Here is a 16399-nt window from a genome sequence, read left to right on the forward strand (position 1 = left end):
CCTAGCACCTAGCACCTAGCACCTAGCACCTAGCACCTAGCACCTAGCACCTAGCACCTAGCACCTAGCACCTAGCACCTAGCACCTAGCACCTAGCACCTAGCACCTAGCACCTAGCTTTTTTGCTGAGCTAAAACCAGCTGACGATATTGCAGTAAGCTAAATACGCCGAAAATAAACACTTGTAGATAATCGCCCCTCTTTAAGGAGATTAGGCTCTTAAATAAGGTGTGGAAGATAATCGTTTGGAAGCAGTGCATAAACAGGGTCACTGCTAAAAGAATATTAAGAATAGCGGCAATATTGCCGTCAAAGGGAGCCGCTAGATTATAAAACATCATTAACCATGCAAAGCCCGTCGCCAACTTACCTAATAGTAATATCAGTTTCATTTAAACGTGCTCCTCAGGCTCTTGAGTGTCATTATCTGCTAACGGATTGTACTGATATAAACGATAGATCACTTGGCCGGCTTTCTTCTCTTTAAGTTGAGTCCAACTCGCGGGTACATCAAGTGTTGCTAGTTCCGCTTCCGTTTCAACATAGATAAGTGCTTCAGGTAACAACCATTGCTGCTGATCTAGCAGTTGGATGCTTTTTTCTGTCAGTGACTTTCTGAAAGGTGGGTCGATAAATACAATGTCAAAACCGGTGCCGGGCGTTGTCGCTAATAGCTTCAAGCTATCGCCTTTGATCACATCGGCATTGTCACACTTTAAGGTCGCTAAGTTTGTCACTAGCTGTTTTGCCGCCTGGGGTTGTAACTCAAATACTCGGGCATAAGCCGCATATCGAGATAACGACTCTAAACTTAGTGCGCCACTGCCACCGAAGCAATCCAGTACTCTAGCACCGCGTAAATCGTCCGCTATCCAATTAAACAAGGTTTCACGCACACGGTCAGTTGTGGGGCGCAGACCTTCCAAATCATGGATAGGCAGTTTGCGTGATCGCCACTGGCCCGAAATAATTCTTACTTGGCCGCTTGAGGGTCTTTTTTTGACCATGGTGTCCTCGTGATTTTGCCTTATGGCAGAAAGTGGTAGACTATAGCGTCTAATTTAAGGTCGTTATTTTATACCAAAGCACAACTAAATGGTAAAAAGCCATCGCGCAGATGCGGTCGGTTACATTTTTGCTGTTTAAATCAGCGTAATTCTGCGGTGTTTTTGATATAACGTCCTCCACCCTACGCATTTATGTACAGCTATTTGAGCATCGGTAAAACACATGGCAAAGAAAGGTTTTTTTTCCTGGTTCCGCAAAGATAAATCTACAGAACAACCACAGGAAGCAGAGGCAGAATTAAACGTTTCGGCTCAAGCTGAAATTGAGCAAGTTGACGCTGAACAAATTGAAGCTGATAACGTTGCAGCAAAGCACGTTGAATCAGAAAAGCTTGCTGCTGAACAAGCAGAAGCTGAAAGAGTTGCAGCCGAGCAGGCAGAAGCTGAAAGAGTTGCAGCCGAGCAAGCAGCAGCTGAAAGAGTTGCTGTTGAACAAGCAGAGGCTGAAAGAGTTGCAGCGGAGCAAGCAGAAGCTGAAAGAGTTGCAGCGGAGCAAGCAGAAGCTGAAAGAGTTGCAGCGGAGCAAGCAGAAGCTGAAAGAGTTGCAGCCGAGCAGGTAGAAGCTGAAAGAGTTGCAGCCGAGCAGGTAGAAGCTGAAAGAGTTACAGCCGAGCAGGTAGAAGCTGAAAGAGTTACAGCCGAGCAGGCAGAAGCTGAAAGAGTTGCTGCCGAGCAAGCAGAGGCTGAAAGAGTTGCAGCCGAGCAGGTAGAACATCAACCAGAGCCGCAAGCGAAACCAGTCAAAGAGGGGTTATTTGCCCGACTTAAACGCGGTTTAAAGCGCACCAGCGAAAGCATAGGTAGTGGCTTTGTTGGAATATTCACTGGCAAGAAGATTGATGATGATCTTTTTGAAGAGTTAGAAGAGCAGTTACTGATCGCCGACGTGGGCGTTGAAACCACCACCCGTTTGATTAAGAGTTTAACCGAGCAAGCCAGTCGCAAACAGCTTAAAGATGGTGAAGCACTATATGAGCTGATGCGTGATGAGATGCAAAAAATACTAGAGCCAGTATCGATTCCTCTTGTTCCAGAAAATACAGACGGCCCGTTTGTTATTTTAATGGTGGGTGTTAACGGTGTTGGTAAAACAACCACTATTGGTAAATTAGCTAAACAATATCAAGCAGAAGGTAAAACCGTCATGCTCGCGGCGGGTGATACTTTCCGCGCGGCAGCCGTTGAACAGTTGCAGGTTTGGGGACAACGTAACGACATCCCAGTCATTGCCCAGCACACGGGTGCCGATAGTGCTTCGGTGTTGTTTGATGCACTACAAGCCGCAAGAGCACGTAATGTAGATGTACTGATTGCCGATACAGCGGGCCGCTTACAAAACAAAGCGCACTTGATGGACGAGTTGAAAAAAGTCGTTCGAGTGATGAAAAAACAGGACCAAGCGGCACCCCATGAGGTGATGCTCACTTTAGATGCATGCACTGGTCAGAATGCGATTAGCCAAGCTAAACTGTTTCAAGAGGCCGTGGGCGTAACGGGTATCACCATTAGCAAATTAGATGGCACTGCAAAAGGTGGCGTTATTTTTGCGATTGCGGACAAGTTTGGTATTCCAATTCGCCACATCGGTGTTGGTGAACAGATTGATGATCTTCGTACTTTTGATGCAAAAGACTTTATTGAAGCACTGTTTAGTCAATCAAAAGACGACTCTGACGCAAAATAGCGTTAGTTTATAAACTTTAATAGCGATATCGACGACTAAGAAATCTAATAAATGATTCGATTTGAGCAAGTCAGTAAAGTGTATTCTGGCGGGCAAAAAGCCCTGTCGGATGTGAACTTTCATTTAAAACGTGGCGAAATGGCGTTTCTTACTGGTCACTCAGGTGCGGGTAAGAGCACTCTGCTCAAGTTGATCACGGTGATCGAGCGTGCCAATGTCGGTAAAGTGTCTATTAATGGCCATGATATTGCCAAGCTTCGTCGCTCTCAAGTGCCTTACTTGCGTCGTGATATTGGGATGATTTTTCAAAATCATCACCTATTGATGGAAAAAAGCGTGTTTGATAATGTCGCGCTGCCGTTAATCATCGAAGGATTTTCCCACGGAGAGATCCGTAAGCGGGTAGCCGGTGCGCTCGATATGGTGGGGCTCTATGGTAAAGAGCGACATAGTCCCATCATGCTTTCAGGCGGTGAACAGCAGCGTGTCGGCATTGCCAGGGCTATTGTGAACAAGCCGCCACTATTACTTGCCGATGAACCTACCGGTAACCTAGACCCGAAATTGTCGATGGACATACTGCGCTTATTTGAAACCTTTAATGATTCAGGTACCACAGTGCTGATCGCAACCCATGATTTGGGCCTTATCGCACGGATGAAGTACCGTACATTAACGCTTAAGCAGGGTCGTGTGCTTGGTGCTCAAGAGCTAGACCAAACTGACACCTTAAGTGGGTACTGAGGACTATGATGAATAAACAGTCTCAGTTAACTCGCAGCAAATTGCCAATATCTGGTCAAATCGTGATGTTTTTTATTCGCCACATTCAACACGCAATGGCGAGCTTGGGTGAATTATGGCGTAATCCCATTTCATCATTCATGACAATGGCGGTACTTGGGGTCAGCCTCAGTTTACCGGCAGCGCTGCAAGTGCTGGTTAAAAATGCAGAAACCATCACTCAATCGTGGAACAGTGCCGCCGAAATATCACTATTTGTTGATGAAGGCCGCAGCGAAAAAAGTATTCAAAGTTTAATCGCTCGCCTTAAGGTGTATCCCGAGGTGGCAGAGATACATTATATCAATCGCGATCAAGCCCTAGAAGAGTTTCAACGGCTCTCTGGCTTCGGTGAAGCACTGTCCTATTTAGATGTTAACCCGCTTCCAGCCGTCGTGATGGTGACTCCTAGCTTAAAATATTCTAGTCCCACTGGCGCCAGAGAGTTGCTGAATAAGCTTGAGCAGGAAGCCGAAGTAAGCTTTGGCCGACTTGATATTGAATGGTTAGAACGCCTGCAAGCCGTGGTGCGTTTGCTTGAACGCACTGTAATGGCGATTGCAGCACTACTGGTGTTAGCGGTTGTACTCGTTATTGGTAACACGATTCGTCTGGCAATTATGAACCGACGTACCGAAATAGAAGTGATGAAGCTTGTTGGTGCCACGGAAGCCTTTATACAAAGGCCATTCCTTTATACCGGTATTTGGTTTGGGATCATCGGTGGTGTTTTAGCTTGGGTCATTATTAATTTATTGGTGTGGTATTTAGACAGCGCACTCGCTGAGCTGCTTGGTTTATATGGCAGCGAACTGCATATGGAATCACTGACATTAGCAGAGCTTGGGCAACTGGTTTTATTAGCCTCATTTTTAGGTTGGCTTGGTTCATACCTCTCTGTACGCCAACATTTACGGGCAATTGAACCTTCTTAGGGATAGGAGCAGCGGATTGGTAAAGATGAACTATCCTTCATTTGCGTTGTCTCTATGTAGGTGTAAAAATTCAACCGTACATATTAGACAACGCCGATGGTTGACATATTCTGTCAATTAGTCGATAGTTCTCTGTCCATCTCAATAGAGGTGTGATTTTCAGGTTTAGTTAGACCGTAGTATTGGTAATCAGTAGTAGGAGCGTGAATGACAGATCAAACGCAAACAATGGCCCTTATGGTTCCTCAAAGTAGTGGAAGCCTCGAGTCTTATGTTCACTCTGCCCATAGAATTTCTATGTTGGGTGCAGAGGAAGAGCATGAGCTGGCGAAGCGTCTGCAGGAAACGGGTGACCTACAAGCTGCGAAACAACTGATTATGTCGCACTTGCGCTTCGTGGTACATGTTGCAAAAGGCTACTCAGGATACGGTTTACCCCAAGCCGATCTAATTCAAGAAGGCAACATTGGCTTGATGAAAGCCGTTAAGCGTTTTGACCCAGATGTGGGCGTTCGCTTGGTATCATTTGCTGTGCATTGGATCAAAGCAGAAATTCATGAATATGTGCTTAAAAACTGGCGCATAGTTAAGGTTGCAACCACAAAAGCACAGCGTAAGTTGTTCTTTAATCTTCGTAAAACTAAAAAGCGTCTTGGCTGGTTTAGTGATAATGAAGTGGGTATGGTGGCAGAGAGCCTAGGTGTATCAAAAGCAGACGTGACCGAAATGGAATCACGTATGGCTGCCCAAGATCCCGCGTTTGATTTAGCTAGCGATAACGATGATGAGAAAGATTATGCGCCTATGCATTACCTTGAAGATCATTCATCTGATTTGGCTAGCCAAGTTGAAAATGACAACTGGGAACAAAATAACCAAGACCGTCTGCTTTCAGCGATCAAGACACTTGATGAGCGTAGTCAGCACATTCTTCAGGCTCGTTGGTTAAGTGAAGACAAAACAACGCTACAAGAGTTAGCGACCACTTATCAAGTATCGGCAGAACGTATCCGACAACTTGAAAAGAATGCCATGAACAAACTAAAAGGACGAATGGAAGCTTAAGGCTTTTGTTGGTACTGACTAAAACCTGCTACGGCAGGTTTTTTTATGTCTGGAACATTTATGCCTAAAGCCCATGGATGGATAGCTTGCGGCTTTATGTCTGGAACATTTATGCCTAAAGCCCATGGATGGATAGCTTGCGGCTTTATGTCTGGAGTTCACCCAGACATGCAGGTTGTTTCTCATCAATCAAACTTCGTTTGATACAAGGTCGTGGTGCTTCGCCCATTCCTTTGTAAAGAGTCGAGCCAAGGGGTAAAGCGCTTGTCCCCGCTCTTGATTTCATAAGAGTCAATCCCTCTGCGCCCCGGCGAAATTTTAAAAGCGAAATTTCCAACGGGGGAGATTTGATTCTGTGAGTTGGTTACATGTGTTTAAGCTCATATTCTTACTGATGAATCTACAATACGTGATATCAGACGCCTTTATAAAAATGATCTTACTCCTTTTTTAACAGAGCTAAATAGTCGTATTTTGTGAGACTGTAGCTAATGTTGTGCATGTCCTATCTTTTTCCCAATGTACTTCGGCAACTTGGATGGGGAGTGGTGTTTTCTGTGCGTTTTGCGCGATGGTCACTTTTGTGCTTTTAAATTAGGAACTCAAATGCTGAGAATGTGCGCTTTTATAACCCAGTGTAGATACGGCTTAGGCCTTTGATGGCATGGATGCCATCGTAGAGCTTACAGGGACGTACTTGCAGCGTGCCTAAGAAGTGTCTGCGCATACGCATGCTGCAAGCAATTAGTTGCACTTGATGCTGAAAGGGAGCAATGAGGTAGTTAGGGATGCAATTAGAACAGTTAAGCTGCTGTGTTTAAAGCTTAAAGCCACCATGGCTAAATGATGGTACTTTTATAACCCAGTGTAGATGCAGCTGAGGCCTTCGGAAACAGGGTGAGAGATAACGCAGTTATCAAGCTTTCGAACGAGAGGCATGGATGCCGAACTGGCCTTTAAATAGGGATGTTGTTTGTTTTCGTTGAGCCCACAGAGCCAGTTCTGTTCCAGACATAATTTGGCATTCCCTCCGTCCTTGGAGGTCAGACGTGCTTGCGGCGAGCCTCAGTGGTGTCTGCACATAAGGTAGTTCATTCACATCTGACCCATAGGGATATGGGAAATGTCATGATGATGTCGGGAACATCATCGACCATGTGATCACGACATTCGGACATCCTGTCCAGCACCTGCTGCAGGCATTTGGAACCACTTTGGTTGAAGCTAATTAACTTTGCCGCAATATTGGTTATTACTTTTTTATCAAAATTAAGGTCAAGGTCGTGGCGCTTCGCCCACACCAGAGCCAAAGGGTAAAGCGCTTGTACCCCTTGGCAATCCCTCAGCGCCCCGGCGAAATTTAAAAAGCAAAATTTCCAACGGGGGATAATTGCGTGTTCTGCTGGTTATGCAAGTTAGTTACTTTTGTGGTTTTAAATTTAAAACGCAGATGCCGAGAGCTTGCGCTTTCGAAACCAGTGTAGATGCGGCTGAGGCCGTCGAAAACAGGACGTTTTCGTTGAGCCCACAGGGACGTGCTTGCGGCGAGCCTCAGTAGCGTCTGCACATACGCCGACCGCAGGTCATTGGAACCACTGATATCCAAAACTAACTAGTTTGCCACAAATGGAGATAATGCTTTTTCAAGCATCACGAATGACGATTTTGGTGTGGCGTTCGAGTTTATCGTAGCGCACCTTAAATGGACGCTAATCCTTAACCGCTGCAATGATCTGTTTCCGCACGACTTTAATGCCTACTGTGGCGACATCTGGCCACGGGTAATAACACCTTGGCCGCTTGAAACGGGCTATTTTGTCGGCGAGGAACGCTGTTAACTCTGCTTCAGAAGGCTGGCTAGCTGAATCATTAGCAGGTTTAATGATGGCTGCTGGAAGGTGACCAAATTTGGCATCAGCTTGAGCGAAGACGATGGCGTCATCAATCAATGGATGCAGCTTTAATGCGGCTTCAACCTCTTCTGGTTGCAGGTTTTCGCCACCGCAAACAAACATGTTATCTAAACGGCCGTCAATACACAGGTTGCCGTTTTTGTCCCAATGCCCTAAGTCAGTACTGCGAAACCAGCCTTTTGTCTCTAATGAGCTTCCTAGAGTCTTGCTAAGACCATCGACGCTAAGGTAACCGAGAAACAGACATTCGCCTCTTAGCCATATCTCCCCGTCGACTATTTTTAACTCTCGCCGAGGTAATACTCGGCCACTTGAGCCATCCGTGCGGGCAATGCCGGTGGTGATCTGTGAGCTCATCTCGGTCATGCCATAACTGGTGAAGGCGTTAATATTGAGCGTGTTGAGTTGGTTTAACTGAACGGCTGAAATCGAGCCGCCACCTAACAGCATTGCTTTGACTTGGCTTAAACAGTGGTGGTCAGCTGTAAGCAACTGTTGCAGTTGCGCACTGACTAAAGACAAGTGGCTAATCTTGTCTCTGGTTAACTGCTCAGCAAGGGGTATCGATTTATCTTTGAAGATGACGCAGGCACCGGCAAGTGCGCAGCGATTGAGAATAGCCAGGCCACCAATATGAAACAGTGGCAGCGACAGTAACCAGCTATCTTTCTCAGTGATATCAATCAGTGTTTTCGACCCTTTGGCGCTGGCAATATGGTTATGCAAACTATGTACGGCCGCTTTAGGTAAGCCAGTGCTGCCAGAGGTAAGAATGGCATTTACCGCTTGTTGAGGATTAATTTCTGGTGCTTGCTGCACGCTTTGTTGCTCGAAATTCAGCGCTAATAACTGAGTGCTATCTGTGCCAAGCGCCAGCAGGGCACTTTCTAGCTTGGGTAGTCGTGTTTGTGTGCTGTTGGGGAGCCAGCAGTAGCGATATTGATGCGCTTGAATTAGCTCAAGCAGCTGTATTTGCGCAAAGCGTGGCGAAATAGGGCAAAACAGCAGAGCATTGTCGACGCAGGCCCAATAAAGCGTGAGTAACTCAGGGCTATTATTAGCAACACAAGCAAGCCTATCACCTTGCGTTAATCCTGCTTGCTTAAGCTGTTCCCCGATGGCGATGACTTGCTGACTGAGCTGCTGATAACTTACCGCTACACCGCTGAGCTTATAGGCGATGGAATCAGGTCGCTGCGCAGCAACCTGATGAATGGGGGACAATTTAACAATGTCGACAGAAGTATTGGGCATAAAGGGCTAACCGAGTTCAAGCAGCAGTTGTAGATCGCCTAATTGCAGGCATCTTGCTTTACCTGTGCTTTGCAGTAGATCTTGGCTAAAGGCGCTTAGGGTATCGATACCTGGGATCTCGCCAGGGGTCACAATGTCGGCCAAACGGCTAAGATCAGTTATACCTAGACTGGCTTCTAAACTTGAACTCAATATTGAGCGCACCCCATGTTCAGCGGCCAAATGCTGTAGTGACTGCAATTTTTCCAAGCTACCCAGTAGCATAGGCTTGATGATGATGGCACAAAGCCCTGCTTGCATCTCAAACTGATAGTGTGGCTCATTGAGCGACTCGTCTAATGCCCAAGGCGCTGCAATCGCTTGATAAAATGTTGGGTTATCGACAGCTTGTTTGCAAGGCTCCTCAATATACTCAATAGCATGCAAAGGAATACAAGCGATGAATTCGATGGCTTGTTGTAGCTCAAAGCCACGGTTTGCATCGAGCCTTAGTTTTAAATCTGGCCGTATGGCTAAGATCTGATGGATTAGTTTGATCTCATCCTCAAGGGATGTCTGTGCGACTTTTACCTTAACGGCATGGACATTTTTAGCTAGCGCCGCCACACGCTCGGTAACTGCGGTTAACGGCTCATCCTGATTACGGTAGATAAGCGGAATAGTCCGCGCCTCAAGGCTGTGGCCATCGAGCTGCCCGCTAAGTTTGGCATGTAATAAACTTAAGCCAAAAGCGACTGCGTTTTGCTCGGTCTTATCGGCAAAATCGAGCAGCTTATCTACTGGTTGTAGATGCAGCTGCGTCAGATATTCTCCGAGTTGTGCCGTTGTTTCTGCAAGCGAGTGCTGACTATAACCAGTCAATGGATTGCCTTCAATATCAGTACCCGAAAGCGGGGCAATCTCAACTTGTTCAGTTCGCTCATCACTAGCCAAACTTATTGTCGCGCTAAGCACTAAACCATGGCGTTGGTCGATGCGTTGCTTACCTACGGGTAATAATCTATCGAGATCAATACTGTATTGATGAAGGCTAAGTTTAGTGAGGATCATTACGTGGGCCTATTGGATGATTGTGGGCTAAATGAAAGCGGGTTGAGCAGTTGTACAACCAACTGGCTAAAGACTTCAGGAGCAGTGCTATGGACATTATGGCCACTGGCTGCCATAGGGTGAATAGCGATGGGATATTGTTGCTGCCAGCGAGTGGCGAGCGAGAGAAATTTTTGATCATCACTTCCGGCAATAAAATAGCATGGCGCAGAGATTATCATCGGCGTGTCCCAAAGATCGCCTTGCTCAGCAAGTGATGTGGCTTGATAGCAGTTAACCAGTGCTAAGGCTTGATTGGCACTGCGCTGCTGGATCATTGCTTGGCGTTGTTTGACGCTAAGATCGGCAAATACCGCTTGTTGGTACCAAAGCGTTAAAAAATCCTCAATATCGAGGCTATTTAGTTTCGCTGCCCACTGTGCATCATTGGCTTTTCTGGCGGTTTTGTCATCTGCAGACTTAAGGCCTGGGTGGCACGACTCTAGTATTAAGCTGAGGATCTTTTCAGGTGCATGCCGCGCAAGGTGCAGCGCTATCCGGCCACCGAGCGAATAACCAATCAAGTGATACTGCGTAATGTTAAGGCGTGAAAGTGTTTGCTGGATAAGCGAGCTGCAGGCATCAAAACCAGGTATCGGTAAGCTGCAGTTTAGGCTTTCGCCATGACCCGGCAGATCGATGCTAACGCAATAATATTGCTTAGCTAACACCTCTATAACTGCTGTCCAATCCTCTTTACTGCCCAAAAAACCGTGCAACAGTACAACGACTGGTGCAGCGGGGTCGCCTTGGCATTGAGTTGCCAGCATCAGCTTTGTTTCACCCAGGTGGCGATATGGGCAATTTGATCACTGGCTTGGTTTTGTGACACGCTCACCTCGATTACCGAAGGCCCTGGGTAGGTCAGGGCATATTCGTAAGACTCGATAAAGTCATCGAGGTCATCAACTTGGTTATAGGCTAGGCCGAACATAGCGGCGCCAAATCCAAATTCAAGACCATGGGATAAGCGATAGTAATCGTTGCGTAATTGTTCGTTAGGCACTGGCAGCAGGTTAAATATATTACCGCCATCGTTATTGAGAATAACAATAACAAACGGACTGGTGACGCTACGCGCAATCGCCAAGGAGTTGAGATCATGTAGCTGTGAAATATCACCGATAACCAGTGTGGTTGGTTTTTTATCCGCAATGGCAACGCCGCATGCGGTTGCGAGTAGTCCATCAATCCCCGAAGCGCCGCGATTGGTAAAGACGGTTGCGTGCTCAGCGGTGATAGGAGCGAACATATCGAATAGTCTGACGGGCAGACTATTGCCAATAAATAGCTGGTGCTCACGGGTTTGACGTTTGGCTATTGCCCGTATCGCCTGTGCTTCGCCGAACTCTGCATGATCAATTTGCTGCTGGTATAGGGTTTCTAGCGCTGCATTATACTGCACTAATGGCAATGCCCACTGTGCCTGAGATGAGCGTGGCCAAGGCAGCTGGCTAAAGGTGTTAGCCTGCGCAATCCATACTTGTTTCGCACTGTGCTTGGGGTCAAGTCTTTGTTGCTGTGGCAGAACTTGCCAGTAGTCCTTCCAGCTATGTTCACTTAAATAGCTCATCAACCGTTTTGACAGGATACGACCGCCAAAAACGATCACTTTTTCAGCTTGTGCTAGCAGAGCCTGGGCTTTCGGTTGCAGTAACAGCTGGTCGATATTACCGATGGCAGCGCTACTTTGTCGAAGTTGTGATTGGGCATCGGAAACGATTGGCCAACCGAGCTTTATCGATAGCGCGATCAGCTGTTCAGGCTGATGCTCAGGTGCCAATGTTGCTGCCACAATGATGCCTTTCCCATGGACAAATCTGGCCAGTGCATCATGGGTTGGTAGCTGTGAAGCTGTTGGCGCTGCGTATTGAATATAGGGTGCATTACCTTGCTGCCATTGAGCAACTGGCTTTAAATAATGGCTAAAGTCTGCTTGAGGCGCTGTTGGATAGAGTGGCTCGCGGTACATGCAGTTAATATGCACCGGCTGCGTTTGATTGCTGACCGCATCATCGATAGCGCTTAATAGCGCGGCCGGGCCAATATTCATCTCTGGCGTAGGTAAACTGAGTGGCTTGGCATATTGAGCAAAAATGGCTGGCTGGGTAATCGCTTGGTTAGCGCCACAATCAATTAGCTCTGGCGGGCGATCACCTGAAAGGACTATCAGTGGAACCTGGGTTAGCCAAGCTTCGATTACCGCTGGATATAGATTCGCGACTGCGGTGCCTGAGGTGGTGATAATAGCCACCGGAGCGCCACTGGCTTTGGCTAGGCCTAGCGCCATAAAGCCTAAACCTCTTTCATCAAAATGTAGATGTTGGCTCAGATTTTTTTGCTTCGCTGCCGCTAAGGTTAGCGGGGTTGAGCGCGATCCCGGTGCCATGCAGACATGTTTGACCCCTAGACGAGCAAGCTCCTCTAAGATTAACGTTCCCCAAAGCAAGTTTAATTCAGCCGTATGTTCAGTTTGCATAGATTATTACCATCCCAATGATAATGTTAGTTTAACTTGCTTTAGCGCCAAGGAATATGATCGGCTCTGGTTTTCTTAAATCTGCAAGCTAACGTAAAAAAGGCGAATGAAGACTATCGACCTTGATTGTCTATCCATTCACTCATCACTACATGGGTTTTAATTTTAGTGATATCGGGCAGTTATTAGTTTTGCTTTAGGCTGGAATATGGCCTACGCCATATTACTGATGCTAATTTTGTTTCCAATATTATGGGCACAGAAAACCCATCTAAACCGAAAACAAGCGCTAGCTTGAGTCAATAGCAGCCGTGTAATCGTGGTCTTTTATTGAGTTTCTATTGCTAGGTTACGCATCTGGATCAGTTCGCTATGGCGCAGGTGTAGCAATTCAGAGGTGCGACGGATCATCTGATCTTCATATTGGCACAAATGTCCATCAGCATAGGCTAAGCGCCACATTGCCAGGATGAGTTGTTGTTTTTGCTCAATATCAAAGTTGTCATTAATGGCTTGAGTAAACTCATAAAGCGAGGTGGAGTTATTTTGCGACACGGTAGCATCTGCGATTAATGCATTCACATCATCGACTGACAAGCCTAAGCTGGTGGTGAGAAGCTCAGGTAGGATGTTAGCTTCTTCATCTGACATGCTCTCATCGGCCATGACGACTTCCAATAGCAAGCTGGCCGCGGCAAGGTTAAGCTGCTGCGCCAGCTCTTCAGCTGAAAGCGTTTGACTGGGAGCTTCAAAAAATTGTTTTAGCTTGGCAAGCATGCAAGTTCCTCAAAGGTGGGTATAAAGCTTAGAGCGTCAAACTTAAGCAGAGTTCCATCTTGGTTGCGCTGAATGACTCAATAGCAACCAAGATGACAATCTAGCAAGCTTACAATATGGCGCCGAGTCCTTGCATCAGTAGGTCAGAGGTACCTGATGTTCCATTAGCGTCGAGGTAGCCCTTGACGATATCAATCATAGGTGCTGCTAAATCTTTGGAAATTCCAAGCTTTTCAAAAGCGTCGTAAACCATAGCACCCCCCTTAAGTGAGTCTCCAAATCCACCTGCTTTTGATAACAAGCCTGACATTCCTGAGCCACTATCCATTTCAGGTACTGCACTTAGCAAACCATCAATACCAGGGATAGAGTCTGCAATGGAGCTGAAATCACTGCTGCCCAATGAAGATTGCGCTAATGATAGCAAACTGCCTAAGCCGCCCTCTGCTTGACCCTGGCTTAAGCCTAGTTGCGACATAACACTGCCGACCAAATCATCAGATTGTGCCGGGGTTGAAATTGCTGTTACTACCTTTGTTGATGGATGTTTTGCAGTTGCTTCTGCGAATAGATCAACCCCGTGGGCGTTAACTTGAGTTGAGAATATGCTTAATAGCGTCAGAATACCTGCAGTCAATAATTTCATCGGGGCCATCCTTTTAAGTTAAATCTGTTGTATTTTTTACTAGTTTAACGGTTTTAACAATTTGTTTGCAGTTTTTTTACTTTTAACAAATAGCGAATACGTGATTTCAACTGTGCATTAATTACTAAACTTGGGTATCCTTAGCCCTAATTCGTGTTATTCAATTTCATTTTTTGGAAAACCCTATGTCATTATCAGCCGTCTTGACTCAAGCATTTAATTTTTTTCGTAATAATATTAGCCAGTTAGCCGCTTTAACTGTTCCGGTGTTGTTTATCCAGGTCGGTATTCAGCTATGGTTGAGTTTAGAGATAAGCACTGCTGATCTTGAAAACCCTCAGTTTGGCACCAGTCATATGGTGGCGATGATGGCGTTGTTGTTAGTATTTTCGTTTTTAATTGCCGCATTAACACTGTTTTTAGAGATCCGCTCCCAAGGACACAGTCCTAGTAACGGTATGATATTAAAAACCAGCTTGAACTTTGTTCCCGCTTTACTGTTGGCTGGAGTCTTTTCAGGTCTTGCGGTGCTGGCACCGTTCTTCGTGCTTCTGGCGATAAACCCTATGTTAGGTATTATCGGCTTGGTGATTAGTATTTACCTTTTTGCTCGATTGGCCTTTGTTAACTTCATGGTGGTCGTTGAGCGATTGACGCCGATGGAAGCCATTAAGCGTAGCTTTACCTTCAGTGGGCCGATAGCGCTGAAAACAATAACGGTATTATTACTTTATATTCCAATCTCTTTAGTGGGCAGCGTACTGGCCATGGGCACACAGCTTGGTGGCGTACCATTGCAATTGATTGGTGAAGTCATAGTGGCGTTCTTTGGCTTGTTCGTTAACGTGGTACTGTTTCGTTTGTATATGGTTTCCCGTGAAGAGTCAGATACTCCTGGCAATCTAGAGCAGTAATCCTCAAAAAACATCGGTAATAATGGCGAATGTTTTACAGGATATTCGCCATTATCCTAGCTAAGTCAACGTTACGCATCTAGTCAACAGCGTGGGAGCATATCTTGTTAAACGATATTGAATTCGTTAATCAGTTTTCAGTTGAACTGGGGCAGGATTATCGCAAGGCTAAGAGCTTTGTAACCGATGTGCCAACACAAGCTTTACTTCATGTTCGAAGCTTTAGCCATAAGCTAACCAGTTTATTGGCTGAAGAACACGCTATTCATTTCGATAGCCCCAATCTTTACGACCGTATTGAGCAGCTAAACCAACGCAGACTTATCGATGTAAAAACCACCCGAGCGCTGCATAAGTTACGTGCCGATGGTAATCGTGGTGCCCACCCAGAAAAGTATCACCTGACTCCTGAGCAATTGCAGCAGTTAAGCCAACGTGCAATTAAAAATCTACTACAGCTGGTGGATTCACTGTTTAGTCAGGTGACAAATGACAACAAGCCTGAGTATTACTTTGAAGAGTTTGATGCCTTAGCGGGCAGGGACTTGTGCTATCGCGCGGTGATGGAGCGAGATGCTGAATCGCAATATCTTGTCGGCATGTCGCTTAAGACGCGAGCATTAATGCAAAGAGAGCAGGAACAAGCATTACAAGAAAGTCGCGAAGATAAAGTCAAAGACCGCTCAACAGCATCATTCAAGCAAGCAAGTTATTGGTTTTCCCAAGCCGCAGATGACGATGTGAATGCACTCTATGAGCACGGCGTATCATTAATCCATGGTTACAGCGGTGAGTTTGATGTGATAGCAGGTGAGCAGGCCATTGCAAAGGCGGCTACCGCAGGCGTTGCCAATGCCATGGCGTTGTTAGGCTACTTTTATTTAGTGGGTAGTCAGCATTTTGCAGCCGATGTTCAGCTTGCAGAGCGTTACTTGAGCCAAGCGGCAAAGCTCGAGCAATCAGAAGCGATGGCAAATCTGGGTGTGCTTTATTATCAGCAGTCTGATCTGAAAATGGCTTATAAATATATTAGCCGTGCCGCCAATGCAGGTTTCCCCCATGCGCAATATCACTTGGCGCTAATGCTAGCTCGCGGTGAAGGTTGTGATGCCGATGCAGTCAAAAGCGAGCACTGGTTAGCTGAGGCCGCTGAACAAGGCCAAGTCGATGCGATGTTCTCTAGAGCCCAGTCGATGCTGCATGATGACAGTGCATTGGGGCAGGATTACTCCCAGGCAGAAAGCTATTTACGTGAAGTCATTAAATACGGCCACAGTGTACCGGCGATGATCGAGCTAAGCATCGCACTTGCTGACGGCATGCTAGGGCGTATTGATGTTGTTGCAGCAGCTTCTTTATTAAAACTTGCCCGAGAACACGCTAACGACGAAGAGTTGGCGGTTATCGAACCTCTATGGGCTTCACTTAAGCAGCAAGTACTCTCTGTTATTAAAATGACAAATTCAGCGCAAGAAAAAGCAGCGTTAGCGAAAGCGGCTGAGTTACTTAGCTAAGATGAGCAGATCTTTATATTGATTGCTATAGTTTGTACTCATTCTCGCGTCATTAGCATTGATAATGCACTCACTATTAGTGAATATTAATTCTTTTCATCTTCCCAAAATGATAGGAATGAACTAAGATGCGTGGACCCAATTGTGAGTGTACCCATCGGTTAAACAAGGTAACAAACTGAGGCTCATAAGCACTCTGCGGTTGATTTATCTTATCTTTGCTACCACTTTAGTTTTTCTGACTGTAAACTGTTTGTTCCACAAATATGTAAGCTACCT

Annotated in this window: 15 protein-coding genes; 7 read left to right on the forward strand and 8 right to left on the reverse strand. The window is 46.1% G+C overall.

All coding sequences use genetic code 11. The features are described 5' to 3' along the window. Positions 1-113: 113 nt before the first annotated feature. Complete coding sequence (locus L2755_RS12960) at positions 114-392, reverse strand: DUF1145 domain-containing protein (protein WP_248981113.1); 279 nt, start codon at positions 390-392, stop codon at positions 114-116. Next, on the reverse strand, positions 393-1007 hold the full coding sequence (rsmD, locus tag L2755_RS12965) for a 16S rRNA (guanine(966)-N(2))-methyltransferase RsmD (protein WP_248981114.1): 615 nt from the start codon (positions 1005-1007) through the stop codon (positions 393-395). A gap of 223 nt (positions 1008-1230) precedes the next feature. Between rsmD and ftsY the strand changes: the two genes are divergently transcribed. The 5 genes from ftsY to L2755_RS12990 all read left to right on the forward strand — a co-directional run bounded on the left by ftsY (position 1231) and on the right by L2755_RS12990 (position 5738). Next, positions 1231-2751 carry a signal recognition particle-docking protein FtsY gene (gene ftsY / locus L2755_RS12970; RefSeq protein WP_248981115.1) on the forward strand — a complete coding sequence of 507 codons (1521 nt, stop codon included), beginning with the start codon at positions 1231-1233 and terminating at the stop codon, positions 2749-2751. 51 nt (positions 2752-2802) lie between these two features. Next, entirely contained in the window at positions 2803-3495 is a 693-nt protein-coding gene (gene ftsE / locus L2755_RS12975) for a cell division ATP-binding protein FtsE (protein WP_248981116.1), read from the forward strand. An 8-nt stretch (positions 3496-3503) separates the two neighbouring features. After that, positions 3504-4469 (forward strand): permease-like cell division protein FtsX, encoded by a 966-nt coding sequence (gene ftsX, locus L2755_RS12980; protein ID WP_248981117.1) that lies wholly within the window; start codon positions 3504-3506, stop codon positions 4467-4469. A gap of 207 nt (positions 4470-4676) precedes the next feature. Further along, complete coding sequence (rpoH, locus tag L2755_RS12985; protein ID WP_248981118.1) at positions 4677-5534, forward strand: RNA polymerase sigma factor RpoH; 858 nt, start codon at positions 4677-4679, stop codon at positions 5532-5534. Between the two features lie 45 nt (positions 5535-5579). After that, on the forward strand, positions 5580-5738 hold the full coding sequence (locus L2755_RS12990; protein ID WP_248981119.1) for a hypothetical protein: 159 nt from the start codon (positions 5580-5582) through the stop codon (positions 5736-5738). 1505 nt (positions 5739-7243) lie between these two features. Here the strand turns inward: L2755_RS12990 and menE are convergent. The 6 genes from menE to L2755_RS13020 all read right to left on the reverse strand — a co-directional run bounded on the left by menE (position 7244) and on the right by L2755_RS13020 (position 13692). Beyond that, complete coding sequence (menE, locus tag L2755_RS12995; RefSeq protein ID WP_248981120.1) at positions 7244-8701, reverse strand: o-succinylbenzoate--CoA ligase; 1458 nt, start codon at positions 8699-8701, stop codon at positions 7244-7246. Positions 8702-8707: 6 nt separating this feature from the next. Beyond that, positions 8708-9751, reverse strand: a complete 1044-nt coding sequence (gene menC / locus L2755_RS13000; protein WP_248981121.1) for an o-succinylbenzoate synthase — start codon at positions 9749-9751, stop codon at positions 8708-8710. Then, on the reverse strand, positions 9751-10560 hold the full coding sequence (gene menH, locus L2755_RS13005; protein ID WP_248981122.1) for a 2-succinyl-6-hydroxy-2,4-cyclohexadiene-1-carboxylate synthase: 810 nt from the start codon (positions 10558-10560) through the stop codon (positions 9751-9753). Before menH ends, menC begins: the two co-directional genes overlap by 1 nt. Then, a complete protein-coding gene (gene menD / locus L2755_RS13010) occupies positions 10560-12269 on the reverse strand; it encodes a 2-succinyl-5-enolpyruvyl-6-hydroxy-3-cyclohexene-1-carboxylic-acid synthase (protein ID WP_248981123.1) in 1710 nt (569 codons plus the stop codon). Before menD ends, menH begins: the two co-directional genes overlap by 1 nt. A 327-nt stretch (positions 12270-12596) precedes the next feature. Further along, on the reverse strand, positions 12597-13046 hold the full coding sequence (locus L2755_RS13015) for a tellurite resistance TerB family protein (RefSeq protein ID WP_248981124.1): 450 nt from the start codon (positions 13044-13046) through the stop codon (positions 12597-12599). A gap of 109 nt (positions 13047-13155) precedes the next feature. Beyond that, entirely contained in the window at positions 13156-13692 is a 537-nt protein-coding gene (locus tag L2755_RS13020) for a DUF2780 domain-containing protein (protein ID WP_248981125.1), read from the reverse strand. 185 nt (positions 13693-13877) lie between these two features. On the opposite strand from L2755_RS13020, the gene L2755_RS13025 reads away from it, so the two are divergent. Next, positions 13878-14606, forward strand: coding sequence for a hypothetical protein (locus L2755_RS13025; protein ID WP_248981126.1), 729 nt, complete (start codon positions 13878-13880; stop codon positions 14604-14606). A gap of 104 nt (positions 14607-14710) precedes the next feature. Beyond that, positions 14711-16120 carry a tetratricopeptide repeat protein gene (locus L2755_RS13030; protein WP_248981127.1) on the forward strand — a complete coding sequence of 470 codons (1410 nt, stop codon included), beginning with the start codon at positions 14711-14713 and terminating at the stop codon, positions 16118-16120. The last annotated feature ends 279 nt before the right edge of the window (positions 16121-16399 follow it).

The sequence above is a fragment of the Shewanella abyssi genome, from assembly GCF_023284025.1.
Classification (GTDB): domain Bacteria; phylum Pseudomonadota; class Gammaproteobacteria; order Enterobacterales; family Shewanellaceae; genus Shewanella; species Shewanella abyssi.